This is a genomic window from Enterobacter sp. JS8-1 (genome assembly GCF_049187015.1).
GTDB classification, from domain to species: Bacteria; Pseudomonadota; Gammaproteobacteria; order Enterobacterales; family Enterobacteriaceae; genus Enterobacter; species Enterobacter mori.
Genome location: NZ_CP185805.1, coordinates 3,782,153 through 3,803,992, shown reverse-complemented (window position 1 = coordinate 3,803,992; position 21,840 = coordinate 3,782,153). Strand labels below are relative to the sequence as shown.

Below are 21,840 nucleotides of genomic sequence, written 5' to 3'. Positions count from 1 at the left end.
GCGGAAAGGAGGGGAAAGATGCCAGTCATTTTGAAAAAGTATGATCGGCTTCCTGCTTTTTGATGATAATTTTCACTACATGATATTTATATGGTAAAAATTTTCATCGTTTAATGGGGAGATGAAAAAAATGATGCAAATGTTCAGTGGCGCTTCTTCGGGAGGATGGTTTGAAAAAGCGCAGCGCTTTGGTAAGTCCTTTATGTTGCCCATCGCCGTGTTGCCCGCGGCGGGTCTGCTGCTGGGGATAGGCGGTGCGTTATCGAATCCCAATACGCTGGCGGCTTATCCGTTTTTAGATGTGGGCTGGCTTCAGGCCATTTTCACTATCATGAGCAGCGCCGGTTCAATTGTGTTTGCGAACCTCTCGGTGCTGTTTGCGGTTGGGGTTGCCGTCGGGTTGGCAAAAAACGATAAGGGCACGGCTGGGCTGGCGGCGCTACTCGCGTTTCTGGTGATGAATGCCACCATCAACGCGCTGCTGATCCTCACCGGCAAACTGGCGCACGAGAACCCGGGCGCTGTGGGGCAGGGCATGACGCTGGGGATTCAGACGCTGGAAACCGGCGTGTTTGGCGGCGTGGTGATTGGTCTGGTGACCTGCACGCTCCATCATCGGTTTAATAAAATTGCGCTTCCGCAGTTCCTCGGGTTCTTTGGCGGCTCGCGCTTTGTCCCCATTATCAGCTCCCTGGCGGCGATACTCGTCGGGGCCGCAATGACCGTGGTCTGGCCGCATTTCCAGAAACTGATTTTTGGTCTCGGCGGGCTGGTGGATGCCACCGGCTATCTGGGTACCCTGCTGTACGGCTTTATTCTACGCATGCTGGGTCCGTTTGGTTTGCACCACATTTTCTATCTGCCGTTCTGGACCACCGCGCTCGGCGGCAGTGAGATTGTCAACGGTCACCTGGTTGAGGGCACACAGCGGATCTTCTTCGCCCAGCTGGCCGATCCTGCCACGCGTCAGTTTTACGAAGGCACGTCACGTTTCATGTCCGGGCGCTTTATTACGATGATGTTTGGCCTGCTCGGGGCGTGTCTGGCGATGTACCACACGGCAAAACCGGAGAACAAAAAGCGCGTTGCCGGGCTGCTGCTCTCTGCGGCGTTAACCTCGTTCCTGACCGGGATTACCGAGCCCATCGAGTTCTCCTTCCTGTTTATTGCGCCGGTACTCTACGTCATTCATGCGCTGTTTGACGGGCTGGCGTTCATGCTCGCACACATGCTGCATATCACCATCGGGCAAACCTTCTCCGGCGGGTTTATCGACTTCGTGCTGTTCGGCATTTTGCAGGGGGAGGCCAAAACTAACTGGATGTTCGTTCCGCTGGTCGGTGTGCCGTGGTTCTTCCTTTACTACTTCACCTTCCGTTACCTGATTAACCGCTTCGATTTCGCCACGCCGGGCCGTGAAAAGGAGGCGGTGGCTGACGAGGTGACCCTCCCGCAAAGCGAACGCGCGGCGGCGGTGATCGCCGGATTAGGCGGAAAAGAGAATCTGGAAGAGGTGGACTGCTGCGCTACGCGTCTTCGCGTCACGGTGAAGGACGGTAGCAAAGTGAATGACGCAGCGCTGAAAGCCACCGGTGCGCGCGGCGTTATCGTGCGCGGTAACGGTGTTCAGGTCATTTATGGCCCGCACGTCACGATTATCAAAAACGAAGTGGAAGAGATCTTATCGTAATGAAAACTGTACTGGATAACCTGAAGGGAAAACTGGTCGTCTCCTGTCAGGCGCTTGAGAATGAACCGCTGCATAGCCCGTTTATTATGTCGCGGATGGCGCTGGCGGCGGCGCAGGGCGGGGCCGCCGCCATTCGTGCCAATAGCGTGGTAGATATTGAGGCCATTAAGCAGCAGGTATCTTTGCCTGTTATCGGCATCATCAAACGGGATTACCCGGAAAGCGAGGTGTTTATCACCGCCACGATGAAAGAGGTGGATGAGCTGATGAGCGTCTCGCCGGAAATCATAGCGCTTGATGCAACGGCGCGGGAGCGTCCCGGTGGGGAATCCCTGGAAACGCTGGTCACGCGCATCCGCTCACGGTATCCCGCGGTACTGCTGATGGCGGATATCGCCACCGTGGGCGAGGCCGTGACGGCGCAGGCGCTTGGCTTTGACTGCGTCGGCACCACGCTTTATGGCTATACGGCGGAAACGGCGGGGCATTCGCTTCCTGAGAATGACTGCGCGTTCCTGAAGGCCGTGCTGGCTGCCGTGACGGTTCCCGTGGTTGCCGAAGGCAACGTGGATACCCCCGAGCGTGCGGCGAGGTGTCTGGCGCTGGGCGCGCATACGGTCGTCGTCGGCGGCGCGATCACCCGTCCACAGCAAATTACCGAGCGTTTTATGGCGGCGATTGGCGCGCAAAGCACCGATGGAGCATGACCATCCGGCGGGGATCTGCGATACTTATCGTTTATCCCCTTTACTGAGATGACTATGCAGTACCCGATTAACGAGATGTTCCAGACCCTGCAAGGCGAGGGTTACTTTACCGGCGTTCCCGCTATTTTCATTCGTTTACAGGGATGCCCGGTTGGCTGTGCCTGGTGTGATACCAAACATACGTGGGATAAGCTCGCAGATCGGGAAGTGTCGCTGTTTAGCATACTGGCGAAAACCAAAGAGAGCGATAAATGGGGCGCGGGCAGTCCAGAAGATCTGCTGGCCATTATTGGTCGTCAGGGCTGGACGGCGCGCCACGTGGTGATCACCGGCGGTGAACCCTGCATCCACGATCTGACGCCGCTGACCGAGCTGCTCGAAAAGAACGGCTACAGCTGCCAGATTGAAACCAGCGGCACCCATGAAGTGCGCTGCTCACATACGACCTGGGTGACGGTATCGCCAAAAGTGAATATGCGCGGCGGGTATGACGTTCTCTCTCAGGCACTTGAGCGTGCTGATGAGATCAAGCACCCTGTCGGACGCGTGCGTGATATCGAAGCGCTGGATGAACTGCTGGCAACGTTTGCGGATGAAAAGCAGCGCGTCATTGCGCTACAGCCGATCAGCCAGAAAGACGACGCGACGCGCCTGTGCATTGAAACCTGTATTGCGCGTAACTGGCGCCTGTCGATGCAGACGCACAAGTACCTGAATATTGCATAAAAAAAAGCCCGGTTGCGCTAGCGCTAACCGGGCCTACGGTTCGAGGCTCTTGTAGGCCGGGCAAGCGTTAGCGCCACCCGGCAAGCATCACTCCCCGCGATACACGCAGCCTGCCGTGCAGGTCTCTTTGATCATCACCGCGCTCAGCAGTGGCACCAGCGGCTTCATCTGATCCCAAATCCATTTTGCCAGCACTTCGCTGGTCGGGTTTTCAAGACCAGGAATATCATTCAGATAGTAGTGATCCAGACGATCGTAGGTCGGCTTAAACGCGGCCTTCAGCTCGGCAAAATCCATGATCCAACCGGTATGCGGATCGACTTCACCGGTGATCTCAAGACGCACCATAAACGAGTGCCCGTGCAGGCGGCCACATTTATGCCCTTCAGGGACATGCGGAAGGTGGTGGGCGGCTTCGAAGGTGAAATCTTTAAACAGTGTGGTGGACATGATCGCTCTCAGTAATGCGGAAAAAACCGCCGCATAGTACCGGAAAGCACAATTTTTAGCATTAACTAAAACGGCTCAATAGGTACTGAACCGCGACATGCCCTTTTTTTGTTGATTTTCGTATTACATTTCAATAGGTTAATTAATCGCTTTTACTGTTAAGAACGATAAGTAAAACAGGTTAGTCCATTTGGTTATTTATTATTTCCATCCCTTCTTTAATTGTTATTATCCTCGCCGTTAACCTTATCTTCAGTTTGGATTTATTCGCTTAAAGTCCGCTTGGCTACTGGAACATAACGACGCATGACAACACAGGCCCCACCTTCAAATTTGCTTCCCCTGAACCCGGAGCAACTGGCGCGCCTTCAGGCTGCCACCTCTGATTTTTCTCCCACTCAGCTTGCCTGGGTCTCCGGTTATTTCTGGGGAATGCTCAATCAGCAGCCTGGCGCTGTGGCGGGTGCGCCGGCAACGGCCGTTGAAATTCCTGCCATTACGCTCATTTCCGCCTCGCAAACGGGTAACGCCCGCCGCGTGGCCGAAGCGCTGCGTGATGACCTGCTTGCCGCTAAACTGAACGTGAACCTGGTCAACGCCGGGGATTATAAATTTAAACAAATCGCGTCAGAAAAACTGCTGGTGGTTGTGGCCTCAACGCAGGGCGAAGGTGAACCCGCTGAAGAAGCGGTGGCGCTGCACAAGTTCCTGTTCTCGAAAAAAGCGCCGAAGCTGGATGGCACGGCTTTTGCCGTGTTCGGCCTTGGCGATACTTCCTATGAATTCTTCTGCCAGTCCGGTAAAGACTTCGACAGCAAGCTGGCGGAGCTGGGCGCGGAGCGCCTGCTGGACCGCGTTGACGCGGATGTCGAGTACCAGAACGCCGCCGCGGAATGGCGTGCCCGCATTGTTGAGGTGCTGAAAGCCCGCGTGCCGAAAGAGACGTCGGCGCAGGCCGCTTTCACCGCGACGGGGGCCGTCAACGACATTCACACCAGCCCGTACACCAAAGAGGCACCGCTGACGGCAAGCCTGTCGGTGAACCAGAAAATTACCGGCCGCGACTCGGAAAAAGACGTGCGCCATATCGAGATCGATCTCGGCGATTCTGGCCTGCGCTATCAGCCGGGCGATGCGCTGGGCGTCTGGTATCAGAACGATCCGGCGCTGGTGAAAGAGCTGGTTGAGCTGCTGTGGCTGAAGGGTGACGAGCCCGTCACCGTTGACGGTAAAACCCAGCCGCTTTCAGACGCCCTGCAGTGGCATTTCGAGCTGACGGTGAACACCCCGAATATCGTCGAAAATTATGCCACTTTAACGCGCAGCGAATCCTTGCTGCCGCTGGTGGGCGACAAAGCGAAACTGCAGCATTACGCCGCGACGACGCCAATTGTCGATATGGTGCGTTTCTCTCCGGCTCAGCTGGATGCCGATGCGCTGATCGGCCTGCTGCGTCCGCTGACCCCGCGCCTGTACTCCATCGCCTCTTCGCAGGCCGAAGTGGAGAGCGAAGTGCATGTTACCGTCGGCGTGGTGCGCTACGACATCGAAGGCCGCGCCCGCGCGGGTGGGGCATCAAGTTTCCTGGCGGACCGCGTGGAAGAAGAGGGCGAAGTGCGCGTCTTCATTGAGCACAATGACAACTTCCGCCTGCCTGCGAACCCGGAAACGCCGGTCATCATGATTGGCCCGGGCACCGGCATTGCGCCGTTCCGCGCCTTTATGCAGCAGCGCGCGGCAGATGAAGCGCCGGGTAAAAACTGGCTATTCTTCGGCAACCCGCACTTTACCGAAGATTTCCTCTACCAGGTTGAATGGCAGCGCTATGTTAAAGAAGGCGTACTAACCCGCATCGATCTGGCCTGGTCCCGCGACCAGAAAGAAAAAGTATACGTACAAGACAAACTGCGCGAACAGGGCGCAGAGCTGTGGCGCTGGATCAATGACGGTGCCCACATTTATGTCTGCGGCGACGCCAATCGCATGGCGAAGGACGTTGAGCAGGCACTGCTGGAAGTGATTGCCGAATTCGGCGGTATGGATGCCGAAACGGCGGATGAATTTTTAAGTGAGCTGCGCGTAGAGCGCCGTTATCAGCGAGATGTCTACTAATGAGCGAAAAACATCCCGGCCCACTGGTGGTCGAAGGCAAACTGACTGATGCCGAGCGCATGAAGGTAGAGAGCAACTACCTGCGCGGTACCATTGCCGAAGATTTGAATGACGGTCTGACCGGCGGTTTCAAAGGCGACAACTTCCTGCTGATCCGCTTCCACGGTATGTATCAGCAGGACGACCGCGACATCCGCGCCGAGCGTGCTGAACAGAAGCTGGAGCCGCGTCACGCGATGCTGCTGCGCTGCCGTTTGCCGGGCGGGGTGATCACCACCAAACAGTGGCAGGCCATCGACAAGTTCGCGGGTGAAAACACGATTTACGGCAGCATCCGCCTGACCAACCGTCAGACCTTCCAGTTCCACGGCATTCTGAAGAAGAACGTAAAGCCGGTGCACCAGATGCTACACTCGGTCGGGCTGGACGCGCTGGCAACCGCCAACGACATGAACCGTAACGTGCTTTGCACCTCGAACCCGTATGAGTCCGAGCTGCACGCCGAAGCGTATGAGTGGGCGAAGAAGATCTCTGAGCACCTGCTGCCGCGCACGCGCGCCTACGCAGAGATTTGGCTCGATCAGGAAAAAGTCGCGACCACGGACGAAGAACCGATCCTTGGCCAGACCTATCTGCCGCGTAAGTTTAAAACTACTGTCGTGATCCCGCCGCAGAACGATATCGACCTGCACGCCAACGACATGAACTTCGTGGCAATTGCCGAAAACGGCAAGCTGATTGGCTTTAACCTGCTGGTGGGCGGCGGCCTGTCCATTGAGCACGGTAACAAGAAAACCTATGCCCGCACCGCGAGCGAGTTCGGCTTCCTGCCGCTGGAGCACACGCTGGCCGTGGCGGAAGCGGTAGTGACTACTCAGCGCGACTGGGGTAACCGTACCGACCGTAAAAACGCGAAAACCAAATACACCCTGGAGCGCGTGGGCGTAGAGACGTTCAAAGAGGAAGTGGAGCGTCGCGCAGGCATCAAGTTTGAGCCGATCCGCCCTTACGAATTCACCGGTCGCGGCGATCGCATTGGCTGGGTGAAAGGTATCGACAATAAATGGCACCTGACGCTGTTTATTGAAAACGGTCGTATTCTGGATTATCCGGGCCGCCCGTTGAAAACCGGTCTGCTGGAAATTGCTAAGATCCATAAAGGTGAGTTCCGCATTACCGCCAACCAGAATCTCATCATTGCCGGCGTGCCGGAGAGCCAGAAGGCTAAAATCGAGAAGCTGGCGCGCGATCATGGGTTGATGAATGCGGTTAAACCGCAGCGTGAAAACTCGATGGCCTGCGTGTCGTTCCCGACCTGCCCGCTGGCGATGGCCGAAGCGGAACGTTTCCTGCCATCATTTACTGACAAGGTAGAAGCGATTCTGGAAAAACACGGTATTCCGGACGAGCATATCGTGATGCGCGTCACCGGCTGCCCGAACGGCTGCGGTCGTGCAATGCTGGCCGAGCTGGGACTGGTTGGCAAAGCGCCGGGTCGTTACAACGTGCACCTTGGCGGCAATCGTATGGGGACGCGCATTCCGCGTATGTACCGTGAAAATATTACGGAACCGGAAATTCTCGATTCCATTGACGAGCTTGTCGGGCGCTGGGCGAAAGAGCGCGAAGCGGGTGAAGGCTTCGGCGACTTTACGGTGCGTGCGGGCATCATTCGCCCGGTGCTCGATCCCGCACGGGATTTCTGGGAGTAACCACGAGAGGTAATTATGTCCGTACTCGATCTAAACGCCCTTAATGACCTGCCAAAAGTCGAACGCATTCTGGCGCTGGCAGAAACCAACGCTCAACTGGAAAAGCTGGACGCCGAAGGGCGCGTGGCGTGGGCGCTGGAAAACCTGCCGGGAGACTATGTGCTGTCGTCGAGCTTTGGTATTCAGGCGGCGGTCAGCCTGCATCTGGTGAATCAGATCAGCCCGGACATTCCGGTGATCCTCACCGATACCGGCTACCTGTTCCCGGAAACCTACCAGTTTATCGATGAGCTCACGGACAAGCTCAAGCTGAACCTGAAAGTCTACCGCGCGACGGAAAGTGCGGCCTGGCAGGAGGCACGCTACGGCAAGCTGTGGGAGCAGGGCGTTGAGGGCATTGAGAAATACAATGAGATCAACAAAGTCGAGCCGATGAACCGCGCGCTGAAAGAGCTGAAGGCTCAGACCTGGTTTGCGGGTCTGCGCCGCGAGCAGTCGGGAAGCCGCGCTACGCTACCGGTGCTGGCGGTTCAACGCGGCGTGTTCAAAGTGCTGCCGATCATCGACTGGGATAACCGCACCGTGTACCAGTACCTGCAAAAACACGGGCTGAAGTACCATCCGCTGTGGGACCAGGGCTATTTGTCGGTGGGGGATACCCACACCACGCGTAAATGGGAACCAGGAATGGCGGAAGAAGAGACGCGATTCTTTGGGCTGAAGCGCGAGTGCGGGCTGCACGAAGGGTAAATCCCATTTCCTCCCTCTCCCTGTGGGTGTACGGTCCGGGGACATGGTAGACAGGTGTTCGGGGACATGGTGAACACTTTTTAACATCCTTTACCCATGGTGATCGACTTTTTCTTCAGGTCGATCACCCCCACTTTCGTGCTGTACCACCACACCTCGTAGCTGCCGTCTTCCTGCGTCTCCTTCAGCCCGACCCGTTCTCCCCTGAACGCCTTGCCTGCGCTCAGACTTACCCCTTTCACGCTCAGCTTTCCGCTGATATCCACTTTCCTGACCATCACGCCCTCGTCGTATTCCGGGGGCGTGGTGTTGCCGCTGTATTGTCGTGCAGACGGCTTATACCGCGAGCCCGGTACCGCCATATCCAGCGCCTCATGCGGGCGTTCAAGGTTGTACACCGTCCGCCAGTGGTCGAAGGCGCGCTGCAGTTCACCCTCGCTCGCGAACCACTTGCCCTGCAGCACTTCCGCCTTCAGGCTGCGGTGAAAACGCTCCAGCTTGCCCTGCGTCTGCGGATGATAAGGCCGGGAATGCCCCACCCGGATACCGTGGCGCATCAGCCACAGCTCCAGCGCCGTCCAGGTGCCGGTGGTGTCTCCCCACGGTGAGCCGTTGTCCATCGTCATCCGGTCCGGCAGGCCGTAACGTTCAAACACGCTGACCAGTTGCTGCTGCACGGTCTCGCGCCGTTCATCGGTACAGTGCGCCAGGCACAGGGAAAAACGGGAATGGTCGTCCAGGAGGGTGAGCGGATGGCAGCGGCCACCGCCAAAGGGAAAGTGGCCCTTAAAGTCCATCTGCCAGAGGCGGTTCGGCGCGTCGTGTTCGAAGCGTCCCGTGGCGGGAATGCCCGGTGAAGTGCCCGGCAGCAGGCCGTGACGGGCCATCAGGTTATGGACGGTGCTGAAGGCGGGCATGGTGTGCCCCTGGTCTTCGAGCCAGCGCTTTATCTTGCGTGCGCCCCAGCGTTGATGGCGGTCATGGGCCATACGCAGCAGGGCAGTGATGTCGTCAGATGAGCGGTTCGGGGAATGGTGCGGTATGCGCGGGCGGTCCTGAAGGCCGGCAGCCCCTTCCTCCGCCCAGCGGCGAAGCCACTTGTAGCCGGTGGCCGGTGAAATGCCGAAGCGACGGCAGAGGGAACGGATGTTCGCCCCGTCCTGCGAGGCGAACAAAACAAACTCGGTACGTAATGACATGGTATCTCTCGCATCCCAGGGCATAAGCGACTCCATAAACGGGTTCTTATGCCTTAGTTGTAAGTGTCTACCATGTCCCCGAACAAGTGTTCACTATGTCCCCGGACCGTACAGTGGGAGAGGGGTGGGGTGAGGGCATCAGGCCTCGATATACTTAAAAACCTCAGGCTTTCCCGGCTTTCGCCAGCTCCTTCACCAGCGGCAGCATCACCTTCACCACATCACGGCTGCGGTGCTCAATTCGCTGAGGCAGCGCGCGGTCAATGTGCTGCTGATTGTCCAGCATCACGTTATGCCAGCTTGTCCCCTCCGGGAACGCTTTCGTTTTCGCCCGCTGTTGATACCCATCTTTCTTGCCCAGACCCCAGTTCGTCGCCTCAACGTACAACACCGGAATGCCCGCTTTATCAAACACTTCGCCGTCGTTACAACAGCCCGTTCCTTTCGGATAATCCGGGTTGCCGCCGGGATTGGTGGTGGCATACACACCGTGGCTACGAGCGATGGCTAATGCCCGGTCGCGCGTTAATTTACGCACGCTGCTGGGGGTGCTCTGCCCACTATTAAAATAGAGCTTATCGCCGACGATCAAATTATCGAGATTGATCACCAGCAGCGTATTTTTTTTCTCCTCATTGCTCATGCGTTTAAGGAGATTCTCAGCGCCAAGCTTTCCTTCTTCTTCTCCGCTGGTGGCAATAAAGCGAATCCCGTATTTCGTTGGGATATTTTTCATTCGCTCGGCCAGTTCAAGCATGACGCCCAGACCCGCCGCGTTGTCGTCCAACCCCTGCAACGTCAAACCGCCGAGGTTATTGTCGGTGTCGGCGTCGCTCATCGGGGCGAAGGTATCGAGATGCGCCATGATGATGATCTGCTCAGCCGCTTTCCCTTCGTGTGCGGCAATGACCGTACTGCCCGTCACGTTGTGCCAGTTTTTTGTTTTATTACGTGAGGTATAGATGTAGCGGCTGTGAAACGAGCGGATATCGCTCTGGTAGCCCATATCGGCAAACTGCTGACGAATATAGTCTGCGGAGAGCATCTCGGCCGGTGTGCCGGTCATGCGTCCAGGGAAGACCGTGGCAATATGCCGCGCCTGCATATTGGCGATTTCACCATAAGGTTGGTTTTTTGCCTGAACCGGAAGGATGAAGCAAACGCCGAGCGCCAGGGCAGCAATACGGTGGCGCGTTGCGGAAAACATAGTGAGTCCTTAAAAACAGAGCAAATTTTTAACCCGCTTAGTATGAAACTGTGATCGTGCATACACAATTTGAATTGCTCTTAAATGCCCGAAATTTCGCGTGTTAAGCACTTTTTGATATTTGCTTTTCCAGGGCGTTATTCCATTGAGTAACTACTCATTCCAATTCGTAATTTCATTCGGTCTAAGTCGCCCCCTATAGTCCCACTATTCCTGTTGTTAGTGAGTTGTTGCCTGTGGACTATCTGCCCTTATTTGCCGCAATTAAAGAGAGACCGGTGCTGGTTGTTGGTACGGGTGACATTGCCGATCGCAAAATCGCGTTCCTGCAACGGGCAGGCGCGCAGGTACGGGTAGTCGAAGAGGCGGATTTCGAGGAGTCGCAAATCGACAGCGTGGTGCTGGTGATTGCGGCCACCGAAAATCGTGAACTCAATCGTCGAATTTCTGACGCGGCGCAAGCCCGTTACCGCCTGGTGAACGTGGTGGACGACCAGCCTTTGTGCTCGTTTATCTTCCCGTCGATTGTTGACCGCTCGCCGCTGCTGGTGGCGATCTCCTCCGGCGGCACCGCGCCGGTGCTGGCGCGCGTGTTGCGGGAAAAAATCGAAGCGCTGCTGCCGACCAGCCTCGGACGCATGGCGGAAAAAGCCAGCTTCTGGCGTAACCACCTGAAAACCCGCCTGACCAGCGTGGCGGAACGTCGTCGCTTCTGGGAGCGCGTGTTTCGCGGCCGCTTTGCCAGCCTGATGCATACCGGTAATGAGACGGCGGCGCAGAAAATCCTCGAGGACGAACTGGATAACCCCGGCAGCACGAGCGGGGAGATCATTCTTGTGGGGGCTGGGCCGGGTGATGCCGGTCTGCTGACGCTGCGTGGCCTGCAGGTGCTGCAGGACGCGGACGTGGTGTTCTACGACCATCTGGTCACCGACGGCGTGCGCGAGCTGATCCGTCGCGACGCGGAGCAAATCTGCGTCGGCAAACGGGCTGGCGAGCACTCGGTGCCGCAGCACGACACTAACCAGATGCTGGTTGACGCCGCCAAAGCGGGTAAAACCGTGGTGCGCCTTAAAGGGGGCGATCCGTTTATTTTCGGTCGCGGCGGCGAAGAGCTGCAGGCGGCAGCCGAAGCGGGCGTACCGTTCCAGGTGGTACCCGGCATCACGGCGGCCTCTGCGGTGACGGCCTACGCCGGTATCCCGCTAACCCATCGCGATTACGCCCAGAGCGTGACCTTTGTGACCGGACACTACAAGGCCGACAGCACGCCGTTTGACTGGTCGCAACTCGCCCAGAGCCGCCAGACGCTGGCGATCTACATGGGCACGATGAAAGCGGCAGACATCAGCGAACAACTTATTCAGCACGGTCGCGAGGCGACGACGCCCGTTGCCGTGATTTCTCGCGGCACGCGCGTCGATCAGCACGTTGCGACGGGCACCCTGGAACATCTTGCAACCCTGGCGAAAGACGCCCCGATGCCCGCCCTGATCGTGGTGGGGGAAGTGGTGCAGTTGCACAGCACGCTAGCCTGGTTTCAGAACACAACCGATACAGAAGGCTTTGGTTCTTCTGTCGTAAATTTGGCTTAAGGAACGGTTATGGACCAAAAACGTCTTACACACCTGCGGCAGCTTGAAGCGGAGAGTATCCATATTATCCGCGAAGTGGCCGCCGAGTTTTCTAACCCGGTGATGATGTACTCCATCGGTAAAGATTCCAGCGTCATGCTGCATCTGGCGCGTAAAGCGTTTTATCCGGGTACGCTGCCGTTCCCGCTGCTGCACGTGGATACCGGCTGGAAATTCCGCGAAATGTACGAGTTCCGCGACCGTACCGCGAAAGCCTACGGCTGCGAGCTGCTGGTGCATAAAAACCCGGAAGGGGTGGCGATGGGCATTAACCCGTTCGTGCACGGTAGCGCCAAACATACCGACATCATGAAAACCGAAGGGCTGAAGCAGGCGCTGAACAAATACGGTTTTGACGCGGCCTTCGGCGGCGCGCGCCGCGACGAGGAGAAGTCCCGCGCCAAAGAGCGTATCTACTCCTTCCGCGACCGCTTCCACCGCTGGGACCCAAAAAACCAGCGCCCGGAGCTGTGGCACAACTATAACGGTCAGATCAACAAAGGCGAAAGTATTCGCGTCTTCCCGCTCTCCAACTGGACCGAGCTGGATATCTGGCAGTACATCTACCTGGAAAACATCGAAATCGTTCCGCTGTATCTGGCCGCTGAGCGCCCGGTGCTGGAGCGCGACGGCATGCTGATGATGATCGACGACGATCGCATCGACCTGCAGCCGGGCGAGGTAATCAAACAACAGATGGTGCGTTTCCGTACCCTCGGCTGCTGGCCGCTGACCGGCGCGGTGGAATCCAGCGCGCAGACGCTGCCGGAGATCATCGAAGAGATGCTGGTGTCCACCACCAGCGAGCGACAGGGGCGCGTGATTGACCGCGACCAGGCAGGCTCCATGGAGCTGAAGAAACGTCAGGGTTATTTCTAAGGAGCCGCCATGAATACCACTATTGCTCAACAAATTGCCAACGAAGGCGGCGTGGAAGCGTATCTGCACGCGCAACAACATAAAAGCCTGCTGCGTTTTCTGACCTGCGGCAGCGTGGATGACGGGAAAAGTACCCTGATTGGCCGCCTGCTGCACGATACGCGCCAGATTTACGAAGATCAGCTCTCTTCCCTGCATAACGACAGTAAGCGTCACGGCACCCAGGGTGAAAAACTCGACCTGGCCCTGCTGGTGGACGGCCTGCAGGCAGAGCGCGAGCAGGGCATCACCATTGACGTGGCCTACCGCTACTTCTCCACCGAGAAGCGCAAATTTATTATTGCCGACACCCCGGGGCACGAGCAGTACACCCGTAACATGGCGACCGGAGCGTCTACCTGCGACCTGGCGATCCTGCTGATGGACGCGCGTAAAGGCGTGCTGGATCAGACCCGTCGTCACAGCTTTATCTCGACGCTGCTGGGGATCAAACACCTGGTGGTGGCGGTCAACAAGATGGATCTGGTGAACTTCAGCGAAGAGAAGTTCGAGGAGATCCGCCAGAGCTACCTGACCTTTGCCGAACAGCTGCCGGGCAACCTGGATATTCGCTTTGTACCGCTTTCGGCGCTGGAAGGGGATAACGTCGCCTCCCAGAGCACAAACATGCCGTGGTACAGCGGCCCGACGCTGCTGGAAGTGCTGGAAACCGTTGAAATTCAGCGCGTGGTCGACACCCAGCCGATGCGCTTCCCGGTACAGTACGTGAACCGTCCTAACCTCGATTTCCGCGGCTTCTCCGGCACCCTCGCGTCAGGCTTCGTGAAGGTTGGCCAGCGCGTTAAGGTGCTGCCATCCGGCGTGGAATCCACCATCGCCCGCATTGTCACCTTCGACGGTGACCTGCAGGAAGCGGGCGCCGGTGAAGCAGTAACGCTGGTGCTGAAAGACGAAATTGATATCAGCCGGGGCGATCTGCTGGTGGATGCCCACGAAACGCTGGCGGCAGTGCAGGGCGCGTCCGTGGATGTGGTGTGGATGGCCGAACAGCCGCTGACCGCAGGCCAAAGCTATGACATCAAAATTGCCGGTAAGAAAACCCGCGCCCGCGTGGACGGTATTCAGTTCCAGGTGGATATCAACAACCTGACCCATCGTGACGTCACCGAACTGCCGCTGAACGGCATTGGTCTGGTCGATCTGACCTTCGACGAACCGCTGGTGCTGGATCCGTATCAGCAGAATCCGGTTACGGGAGGGCTGATCTTTATCGACAGGCTGACCAACGTGACCGTCGGGGCCGGTATGGTGCGCGAGCCTAAAGAACAGGCTGCCGTGGCGTCTGAATTCAGCGCCTTCGAGCTGGAACTGAACGCGCTGGTGCGCAAGCACTTCCCGCACTGGGGCGCACGCGATCTACTGGGAGGCAAGTAATGGCCGCCCATGATGAGAACGTCGTCTGGCATCCTCATCCGGTCACCGTCGCCCAGCGCGAACAACTCCACGGCCATCGTGGCGTTGTACTGTGGTTTACCGGGCTGTCCGGCTCGGGTAAATCGACGGTGGCGGGCGCGCTGGAAGAGGCGTTGCATCAGCAGGGCGTAAGCACGTACCTGTTGGACGGCGACAACGTGCGTCACGGCCTGTGCAGCGATTTGGGGTTTAGCGACGATGACCGCAAAGAGAACATCCGCCGGGTGGGCGAAGTCGCCAGCCTGATGGCGGATGCCGGGCTGGTGGTGCTGACCGCGTTTATCTCACCGCACCGCGCCGAGCGCCAGATGGTGCGCGAACGCGTGGGTCAGGATCGCTTTATCGAGGTGTTTGTCGATACGCCGCTGGAGATTTGCGAAGCGCGCGACCCGAAAGGGCTGTACAAAAAAGCCCGTGCCGGAGAACTGCGTAACTTCACCGGCATTGACGCGGTCTACGAAGCGCCTGAATCGCCAGAGATTCACCTGGAAGGTCAACAATTGGTAACAAATTTAGTAAGCCAATTATTAGACCTGCTCAGACGGGACGATATTATCAGATCCTGAGACGGTATCGTTCGGGAGCTGTCTTCCCGAACGATGAGTCATGGTCACAGGATCAGCTATGCGCAACAGTGAAAACTACATTATCACCACCGGGTCGGAGCCGTTAACGACCGACGACGAGACGACCTGGTCCTTCCCTGGGGCCATTGTCGGCTTTATCTCGTGGTTACTGGCGCTGGGCATCCCGTTTCTCATTTACGGCGGTAACACGCTGTTCTTCTTCCTCTATACCTGGCCTTTCTTCCTGGCGCTGATGCCTGTGGCGGTCGTGGTGGGTATTGCGCTGCACTCCCTCTTCAATGGCCGACTCCTGTATAGTACGGTTATCACGATTGTGACCGTTGTGGTGATGTTTGGCCTGCTGTTTTTATGGCTGATGGGCTAACTTGCGACATAATTAAAACCCCGGAGTAGAGTCGAACGGAAAGTTATGGGATGATGATGCCGTTTTTTCAGGGGGCAGGATGGGTAAACTAACGCTGCTGTTGCTGTCTTTGCTGGTCTGGCTGCAATATTCGTTGTGGTTCGGTAAGAACGGACTGCACGACTATAGCCGGGTAAGCGATGACGTCGCGGCTCAGCAGGCAACAAACGCCAAACTCAAGGCGCGAAACGATCAACTCTTTGCTGAAATTGATGACCTCAATGGCGGGCAAGAGGCGATTGAGGAACGCGCACGCAATGAACTCAGTATGACTAAGCCGGGCGAAACTTTTTATCGTCTGGTTCCGGATGCGTCTAAACGCAATCAGGGCTCAGCACAAAACAATCGATAATCAGGCCCAGGATTACGACATGGCAGCAACTTTTTCGGACGTCTGTGCCGTGGTGCCGGCCGCAGGTTTTGGCCGGCGCATGCAGACAGAATGTCCCAAGCAGTACCTTTCAATTGGCGATAAAACGATCCTTGAGCACGCCGTGGCGGCGCTGCTGGCGCACCCGAGGGTGACGCACGTGGTCATCGCCATCAGCCCAGGCGATGCGCGCTTCGCGCAGCTCCCGCTGGCAAACCACCCACAGATTACCGTCGTTGACGGTGGCGCCGAGCGCGCCGATTCCGTGCTGGCGGGCATTCAGGCTGCCGGAAACGCCTCGTGGGTACTGGTACATGACGCGGCGCGTCCGTGTCTGCATCAGGACGATCTTGCGCGTCTGCTGGCCCTGAGCGAAACAAGCAAGGTCGGCGGGATTCTGGCTGCCCCCGTGCGTGACACCATGAAACGCGCCGAGCCGGGCAAACAGGCTATCGCCCATACCGTTGAGCGCGTTGATTTATGGCATGCGCTGACGCCACAATTTTTCCCCCGCGAACTGCTCCACGACTGCCTGACGCGTGCGCTTGAAGACGGTGCGACCATCACGGACGAAGCCTCAGCGCTGGAGTATTGCGGTTTTCACCCTGAGCTTGTTGAAGGGCGCGCTGATAATATAAAAGTGACGCGCCCGGAAGATTTGCAGCTCGCGGAATTTTATCTTACCCGTTCGACCCATCAGGAGAAGGCATAATGCGAATTGGACACGGTTTTGATGTACACGCCTTTGGCGGAGAAGGCCCAATTATCATTGGCGGCGTGCGTATTCCTTACGAAAAAGGACTGCTGGCGCATTCTGATGGCGACGTGGCGCTGCATGCGCTAACCGACGCACTGCTGGGCGCTGCCGCGCTGGGGGATATCGGCAAGCTGTTCCCGGACACCGACCCGGCATTTAAAGGGGCAGACAGCCGCGAACTGCTGCGCGAAGCGTGGCGCCGCATTCAGGCGAAAGGCTACACCCTGGGTAACGTCGATGTGACCATCATCGCTCAGGCACCTAAAATGCTGCCGCACATTCCGCAGATGCGTGTGTTTATCGCGGAAGATCTGGGCTGCCATATGGACGACGTCAACGTCAAAGCGACCACCACCGAGAAGCTGGGCTTCACGGGCCGTGGCGAAGGCATTGCCTGTGAAGCCGTGGCGCTGCTGGTGAAGGCGAGCAAATGACAGACTTTGACAACCTGACATACCTGCACGGTAAACCGCAGGGGAACGGGGTGCTGAAAGCCAGCCCGGAAGATTTCCTCGTGGTGGAAGATCTGGGCTTTGAGCCGGATGGCGAAGGCGAGCACATTCTGGTGCGCATTCTGAAAAACGGCTGCAACACACGGTTTGTGGCCGATGCGCTGGCAAAATTCCTGAAAATTCATGCCCGCGAAGTGAGCTTTGCCGGACAGAAAGATAAACATGCGGTCACTGAACAGTGGATCTGCGCGCGCGTGCCGGGCAATACGATGCCGGATTTAAGCCAGTTTGAGCTTGAAGGCTGTAAAGTGCTGGAGTACGCCCGTCACAAGCGCAAACTGCGTCTGGGCGCGTTGAAAGGCAACGCCTTTACGCTGGTGCTGCGTGAAGTGACTGACCGCGAAGACGTTGAAAAACGCCTACAGGCGATAAACGAACGCGGCGTACCGAACTACTTTGGCGCACAGCGTTTTGGTATCGGTGGCAGCAACCTGCAGGGCGCATTGCGCTGGGCGCAAAGCGATGCGCCGGTACGCGACAGGAATAAACGCAGTTTTTGGTTGTCTGCGGCCCGCAGTGCGTTGTTTAATCAGATTGTGAGCGAACGTCTGAAAAAATCGGACGCTAATCAAGTTGTTGTCGGCGATGCGCTACAATTAGCGGGACGCGGAAGCTGGTTTGTGGCAACGGTCGATGAAATGGCCGATGTCCAGTCTCGTGTGGACGCCAAAGCGCTGATGATTACTGCCGCGATGCCCGGAACGGGCGACTGGGGCACGCAGGGCGACGCGCTTGCTGCCGAGCAGTCAGCCGTCGCGGACGCGCCAGAATTACAATCACTGCTGGTGCGGGAAAAAGTCGAAGCAGCACGCCGCGCGATGTTGCTCTACCCGCAGCAGTTAAGCTGGAACTGGTGGGATGACGTGACCGTTGAGTTACGCTTCTGGCTACCTGCAGGTAGCTTTGCCACCAGTGTTGTCAGGGAACTTATCAACACCTCGGGTGATTATGCGAATATTGCTGAGTAACGATGACGGGATCCACGCGCCAGGTATACAGACCCTGGCGAAACACCTTCGCGAATTTGCGGATGTGCAGGTTGTGGCTCCCGATCGTAACCGCAGTGGAGCGTCTAACTCACTGACGCTGGAGTCGTCGCTTCGCACCTTTACCTTTGAAAATGGCGATATCGCCGTACAGATGGGCACGCCGACCGACTGCGTGTTCCTCGGCGTGAATGCGCTGATGCGCCCGCGCCCGGACATTGTGGTGTCAGGTATCAACGCCGGACCCAATCTCGGCGATGACGTGATCTACTCCGGTACCGTGGCGGCAGCGATGGAAGGACGTCATCTGGGCTTCCCGGCGCTGGCGGTTTCGCTTAACGGCCATACGCATTACGACACGGCAGCGTCGGTCACCTGTGCGATTCTTCGCGCGCTGGGGCGCGAACCCCTGCGTACCGGCCGTATCCTGAATATCAACGTACCCGACCTCCCGCTCAATGAGATCAAGGGGATCCGCGTGACGCGCTGTGGCAGCCGTCATCCTGCTGACCAGGTTATTCCGCAGCAGGATCCGCGCGGCAATACCCTCTACTGGATTGGGCCTCCGGGCGAAAAATGCGATGCCGGTCCAGATACGGACTTCGCTGCTGTAGATGAAGGGTATGTTTCCGTTACGCCACTGCACGTAGATTTAACCGCGTATAGCGCGCATGATGTGGTGTCGGACTGGTTAGATCGGGTCGGGGTGAACGTGCAATGGTAAGCAAACGTGTACAAACTCTTCTGGAACAACTTCGCGCTCAAGGGATCACCAACGAGCATGTGCTGGATGCGCTTGCCCAGGTTCCGCGCGAGAAGTTTGTAGACGAGGCGTTTGAGCACAAAGCGTGGGAAAACGTGGCGCTGCCTATTGGGCAAGGCCAGACTATTTCTCAGCCCTACATGGTGGCGCGCATGACGGAACTGCTGGAGCTAACGCCGGAGTCTCGCGTGCTGGAGATTGGCACCGGGTCGGGGTATCAAACCGCGATCCTCGCGCATCTTGTTCGCCATGTTTGTTCCGTCGAACGCATCAAAGGTTTACAGTGGCAGGCGCGTCGTCGCCTGAAACAACTTGATTTACATAATGTTTCAACACGTCACGGTGATGGATGGCAGGGTTGGCAGGCTCGCGCCCCGTTTGATGCCATTATCGTCACGGCCGCACCGCTGGAGATCCCGGCAGCACTCTTGTCGCAGCTGGATGAAGGCGGCATTCTCGTCTTGCCCGTGGGCGATGAACACCAGCTTCTGAAGCGTGTTCGTCGGCGTGGCGGCGAGTTTATTATCGATACCGTAGAAGCCGTACGCTTTGTGCCTCTGGTTAAGGGAGAGCTGGCCTGAGACTCGGATTTATCCAGGGTTATTAAGGCAAATTCAGCGTATTGTGTGGCGCAAAAGGTTCGTGCCATCACGGTTATTTTTAAGTCACTGGTAGTTAACACATTCCTGGGGGATAAATGAGCGCGGGAAGCCCAAAATTCACCATCAGCCGTGTTGCGGCATTATCACTGGTTTCGCTCTGGCTGGCAGGCTGTACAAGTTCGAATAACGCACCTGCGCCTGTAAGCTCCGTCGGCGGGAACAGCGGCTCGGGTAACACGTCCAGCGGAATGTTGATCACTCCTCCGCCGAAAATGGGCACCTCTACGGCGCAGCAAACTCCGCAGAACCAGCCGGTTCAGCGTCCAACCACGCAGCCAACACAGATTCAGCCAGTTGAACAACCTGTTCAGACGGAAAATGGCCGCATAGTATACAACCGCAAGTATGGGAACATTCCGAAAGGGAGCTATACCGGTGGCAGCACCTACACCGTGAAGCGCGGCGACACGCTGTTCTATATTGCCTGGATCACCGGGAACGATTTCCGTGACCTGGCACAACGCAATAACGTGCAGGCCCCGTACGGACTGGAAGTCGGCCAAACGCTCCAGGTGGGCAACGCGACGGGTACGCCACTCACGCCGGGGAACACAGTTTCTGCGGCGGATGTGACAGCGCAAAATAACAGCGTTATGCCTGCACAAAAATCCACCACGGTGGTTGCTTCACAACCTGTAATTACGTATTCTGAGGATTCAGGTGATCAGAGTGCTAACAAAATGTTGCCGAATAATAAAGGGACTGCGACTGCTGTCACAGCACCGGTTACGGCACCTGTGGTTAGCTCTACTGAACCGACTGCCAGCAGTACTTCCACCAGTTCGCCTATCTCTGCATGGCGCTGGCCGACTGACGGCAAGGTTATCGAAAACTTCTCTTCCTCCGAGGGAGGAAATAAAGGGATCGATATCGCAGGGAGTAAGGGACAGGCTATCATCGCGACCTCAGACGGACGCGTTGTCTATGCCGGTAACGCTCTGCGCGGTTACGGTAATCTTATTATCATCAAACATAACGATGATTACCTGAGTGCCTACGCCCATAACGACACAATGCTGGTCCGGGAACAACAAGAAGTTAAGGCGGGGCAAAAAATCGCTACCATGGGTAGCACCGGAACCAGTTCTACACGCTTGCATTTTGAAATTCGTTACAAGGGGAAATCCGTAAACCCGCTGCAGTATTTGCCGCAGCGATAATTTGACGGGGCATGCCAGCCAGGGTGTCTCGTTCAGGGATCACGGGTAGGAGCCACCTTATGAGTCAGAATACGCTGAAAGTTCATGATTTAAATGAAGATGCGGAATTTGATGAGAACGGAGCAGAGGCTTTTGACGAAAAAGCCTTAGTAGAAGAGGAACCCAGTGATAACGATTTGGCTGAAGAAGAGCTGTTATCGCAGGGCGCCACACAGCGTGTACTGGACGCGACTCAGCTTTACCTTGGGGAGATTGGTTACTCCCCACTGTTAACGGCCGAAGAAGAAGTCTATTTCGCACGTCGTGCTTTGCGTGGTGATGTTGCCTCGCGCCGTCGCATGATTGAAAGTAACCTGCGACTGGTCGTGAAAATTGCTCGCCGTTACGGCAATCGTGGTCTGGCTCTGCTGGACCTGATTGAAGAGGGCAACTTAGGTCTCATCCGCGCAGTTGAGAAATTTGACCCGGAACGCGGGTTCCGCTTCTCAACCTACGCGACCTGGTGGATTCGTCAGACCATCGAACGGGCAATTATGAACCAAACCCGTACGATTCGACTGCCGATCCACATCGTCAAAGAGCTGAACGTCTATCTGCGTACCGCGCGTGAGTTGTCCCATAAACTGGACCACGAACCGAGCGCGGAAGAGATTGCCGAACAGCTTGATAAACCGGTTGATGACGTAAGCCGTATGCTGCGTCTCAACGAGCGCATTACCTCGGTTGACACCCCGCTGGGTGGCGACTCCGAAAAAGCGCTGCTGGACATCCTGGCCGACGAAAAAGACAACGGCCCGGAAGACACCACGCAGGACGATGACATGAAACAGAGCATCGTCAAATGGCTGTTCGAACTGAACGCCAAACAGCGTGAAGTGCTGGCACGTCGTTTCGGTTTACTGGGGTATGAAGCTGCGACACTGGAAGACGTCGGCCGCGAAATTGGCCTGACCCGCGAACGTGTTCGTCAGATTCAGGTTGAAGGTCTGCGTCGCCTGCGTGAAATCCTGCAGGGGCAAGGTCTGAATATCGAAGCGCTGTTCCGCGAATAAGCAACCTTTCGTCAAAAAATGGCTCGTCGTAAGACGGGCCATTTTTCTT

The 21,840-nt window shown here is 57.0% G+C and carries 22 protein-coding genes; 19 read left to right on the top strand and 3 right to left on the bottom strand.

All coding sequences use genetic code 11. From position 1 onward, the window contains the following. Nucleotides 1–130: 130 nt before the first annotated feature. Genes ACOQH0_RS18095 through queE form a run of 3 tightly spaced genes read left to right on the top strand, consistent with a single transcriptional unit; the run spans nt 131 to nt 3,123 of the window. Entirely contained in the window at nt 131–1,690 is a 1,560-nt protein-coding gene (locus ACOQH0_RS18095; RefSeq protein ID WP_421510937.1) for a PTS transporter subunit EIIC, read from the top strand. Next, nucleotides 1,690–2,397: an N-acetylmannosamine-6-phosphate 2-epimerase gene (locus tag ACOQH0_RS18090; RefSeq protein ID WP_089601192.1), complete on the top strand. Its 708-nt coding sequence runs from the start codon at nt 1,690–1,692 to the stop codon at nt 2,395–2,397. Before ACOQH0_RS18095 ends, ACOQH0_RS18090 begins: the two co-directional genes overlap by 1 nt. Nucleotides 2,398–2,451: 54 nt before the next feature. Continuing rightward, nucleotides 2,452–3,123: a 7-carboxy-7-deazaguanine synthase QueE gene (queE, locus tag ACOQH0_RS18085; protein WP_421510936.1), complete on the top strand. Its 672-nt coding sequence runs from the start codon at nt 2,452–2,454 to the stop codon at nt 3,121–3,123. A gap of 87 nt (nt 3,124–3,210) precedes the next feature. On the opposite strand, the gene queD is transcribed toward queE, so the two are convergent. Further along, a complete protein-coding gene (gene queD / locus ACOQH0_RS18080; protein WP_010434567.1) occupies nt 3,211–3,573 on the bottom strand; it encodes a 6-carboxytetrahydropterin synthase QueD in 363 nt (120 codons plus the stop codon). Between the two features lie 306 nt (nt 3,574–3,879). On the opposite strand from queD, the gene cysJ reads away from it, so the two are divergent. The 3 genes from cysJ to cysH are packed head-to-tail and all read left to right on the top strand — an operon-like array spanning nt 3,880 to nt 8,147. Continuing rightward, nucleotides 3,880–5,685: an NADPH-dependent assimilatory sulfite reductase flavoprotein subunit gene (gene cysJ, locus ACOQH0_RS18075; protein ID WP_421510935.1), complete on the top strand. Its 1,806-nt coding sequence runs from the start codon at nt 3,880–3,882 to the stop codon at nt 5,683–5,685. After that, nucleotides 5,685–7,397, top strand: a complete 1,713-nt coding sequence (cysI, locus tag ACOQH0_RS18070) for an assimilatory sulfite reductase (NADPH) hemoprotein subunit (protein WP_089601195.1) — start codon at nt 5,685–5,687, stop codon at nt 7,395–7,397. The genes cysJ and cysI overlap by 1 nt, the downstream gene beginning before the upstream one ends. Nucleotides 7,398–7,412: 15 nt before the next feature. Further along, complete coding sequence (cysH, locus tag ACOQH0_RS18065; protein WP_010434558.1) at nt 7,413–8,147, top strand: phosphoadenosine phosphosulfate reductase; 735 nt, start codon at nt 7,413–7,415, stop codon at nt 8,145–8,147. A gap of 80 nt (nt 8,148–8,227) precedes the next feature. Here cysH and ACOQH0_RS18060 read toward each other — a convergent pair whose 3' ends face one another. After that, nucleotides 8,228–9,370, bottom strand: coding sequence for an IS481 family transposase (locus ACOQH0_RS18060; protein ID WP_421510610.1), 1,143 nt, complete (start codon nt 9,368–9,370; stop codon nt 8,228–8,230). Between the two features lie 139 nt (nt 9,371–9,509). After that, on the bottom strand, nt 9,510–10,553 hold the full coding sequence (locus ACOQH0_RS18055; RefSeq protein ID WP_010434555.1) for an aminopeptidase: 1,044 nt from the start codon (nt 10,551–10,553) through the stop codon (nt 9,510–9,512). Between the two features lie 236 nt (nt 10,554–10,789). Here ACOQH0_RS18055 and cysG point away from each other — a divergent pair, with 236 nt between their 5' ends. The 13 genes from cysG (at nt 10,790) to rpoS (ending at nt 21,791) form a co-directional block, all read left to right on the top strand. After that, nucleotides 10,790–12,148, top strand: a complete 1,359-nt coding sequence (gene cysG, locus ACOQH0_RS18050) for a siroheme synthase CysG (RefSeq protein ID WP_421510934.1) — start codon at nt 10,790–10,792, stop codon at nt 12,146–12,148. Between the two features lie 9 nt (nt 12,149–12,157). After that, entirely contained in the window at nt 12,158–13,066 is a 909-nt protein-coding gene (gene cysD / locus ACOQH0_RS18045; protein ID WP_010434549.1) for a sulfate adenylyltransferase subunit CysD, read from the top strand. Between the two features lie 9 nt (nt 13,067–13,075). Further along, complete coding sequence (gene cysN / locus ACOQH0_RS18040) at nt 13,076–14,500, top strand: sulfate adenylyltransferase subunit CysN (protein ID WP_218308415.1); 1,425 nt, start codon at nt 13,076–13,078, stop codon at nt 14,498–14,500. Continuing rightward, nucleotides 14,500–15,105, top strand: coding sequence for an adenylyl-sulfate kinase (gene cysC / locus ACOQH0_RS18035; protein ID WP_010434543.1), 606 nt, complete (start codon nt 14,500–14,502; stop codon nt 15,103–15,105). The genes cysN and cysC overlap by 1 nt, the downstream gene beginning before the upstream one ends. A 58-nt stretch (nt 15,106–15,163) precedes the next feature. After that, nucleotides 15,164–15,490, top strand: coding sequence for a DUF3561 family protein (locus tag ACOQH0_RS18030; RefSeq protein WP_042716229.1), 327 nt, complete (start codon nt 15,164–15,166; stop codon nt 15,488–15,490). Between the two features lie 79 nt (nt 15,491–15,569). Further along, complete coding sequence (ftsB, locus tag ACOQH0_RS18025; protein WP_411356155.1) at nt 15,570–15,881, top strand: cell division protein FtsB; 312 nt, start codon at nt 15,570–15,572, stop codon at nt 15,879–15,881. Nucleotides 15,882–15,900: 19 nt separating this feature from the next. Then, nucleotides 15,901–16,611, top strand: a complete 711-nt coding sequence (gene ispD / locus ACOQH0_RS18020) for a 2-C-methyl-D-erythritol 4-phosphate cytidylyltransferase (protein ID WP_216357898.1) — start codon at nt 15,901–15,903, stop codon at nt 16,609–16,611. Beyond that, nucleotides 16,611–17,090 (top strand): 2-C-methyl-D-erythritol 2,4-cyclodiphosphate synthase, encoded by a 480-nt coding sequence (ispF, locus tag ACOQH0_RS18015; protein WP_008499607.1) that lies wholly within the window; start codon nt 16,611–16,613, stop codon nt 17,088–17,090. The genes ispD and ispF overlap by 1 nt, the downstream gene beginning before the upstream one ends. Continuing rightward, entirely contained in the window at nt 17,087–18,136 is a 1,050-nt protein-coding gene (gene truD / locus ACOQH0_RS18010; RefSeq protein ID WP_421510933.1) for a tRNA pseudouridine(13) synthase TruD, read from the top strand. Before ispF ends, truD begins: the two co-directional genes overlap by 4 nt. Next, nucleotides 18,117–18,878 (top strand): 5'/3'-nucleotidase SurE, encoded by a 762-nt coding sequence (surE, locus tag ACOQH0_RS18005; protein WP_421510932.1) that lies wholly within the window; start codon nt 18,117–18,119, stop codon nt 18,876–18,878. The genes truD and surE overlap by 20 nt, the downstream gene beginning before the upstream one ends. After that, nucleotides 18,872–19,498 carry a protein-L-isoaspartate(D-aspartate) O-methyltransferase gene (locus tag ACOQH0_RS18000; RefSeq protein WP_010434533.1) on the top strand — a complete coding sequence of 209 codons (627 nt, stop codon included), beginning with the start codon at nt 18,872–18,874 and terminating at the stop codon, nt 19,496–19,498. The genes surE and ACOQH0_RS18000 overlap by 7 nt, the downstream gene beginning before the upstream one ends. 116 nt (nt 19,499–19,614) lie before the next feature. Next, nucleotides 19,615–20,739, top strand: coding sequence for a murein hydrolase activator NlpD (gene nlpD, locus ACOQH0_RS17995; protein ID WP_421510931.1), 1,125 nt, complete (start codon nt 19,615–19,617; stop codon nt 20,737–20,739). Nucleotides 20,740–20,798: 59 nt separating this feature from the next. Next, a complete protein-coding gene (rpoS, locus tag ACOQH0_RS17990; RefSeq protein WP_013098493.1) occupies nt 20,799–21,791 on the top strand; it encodes an RNA polymerase sigma factor RpoS in 993 nt (330 codons plus the stop codon). The last annotated feature ends 49 nt before the right edge of the window (nt 21,792–21,840 follow it).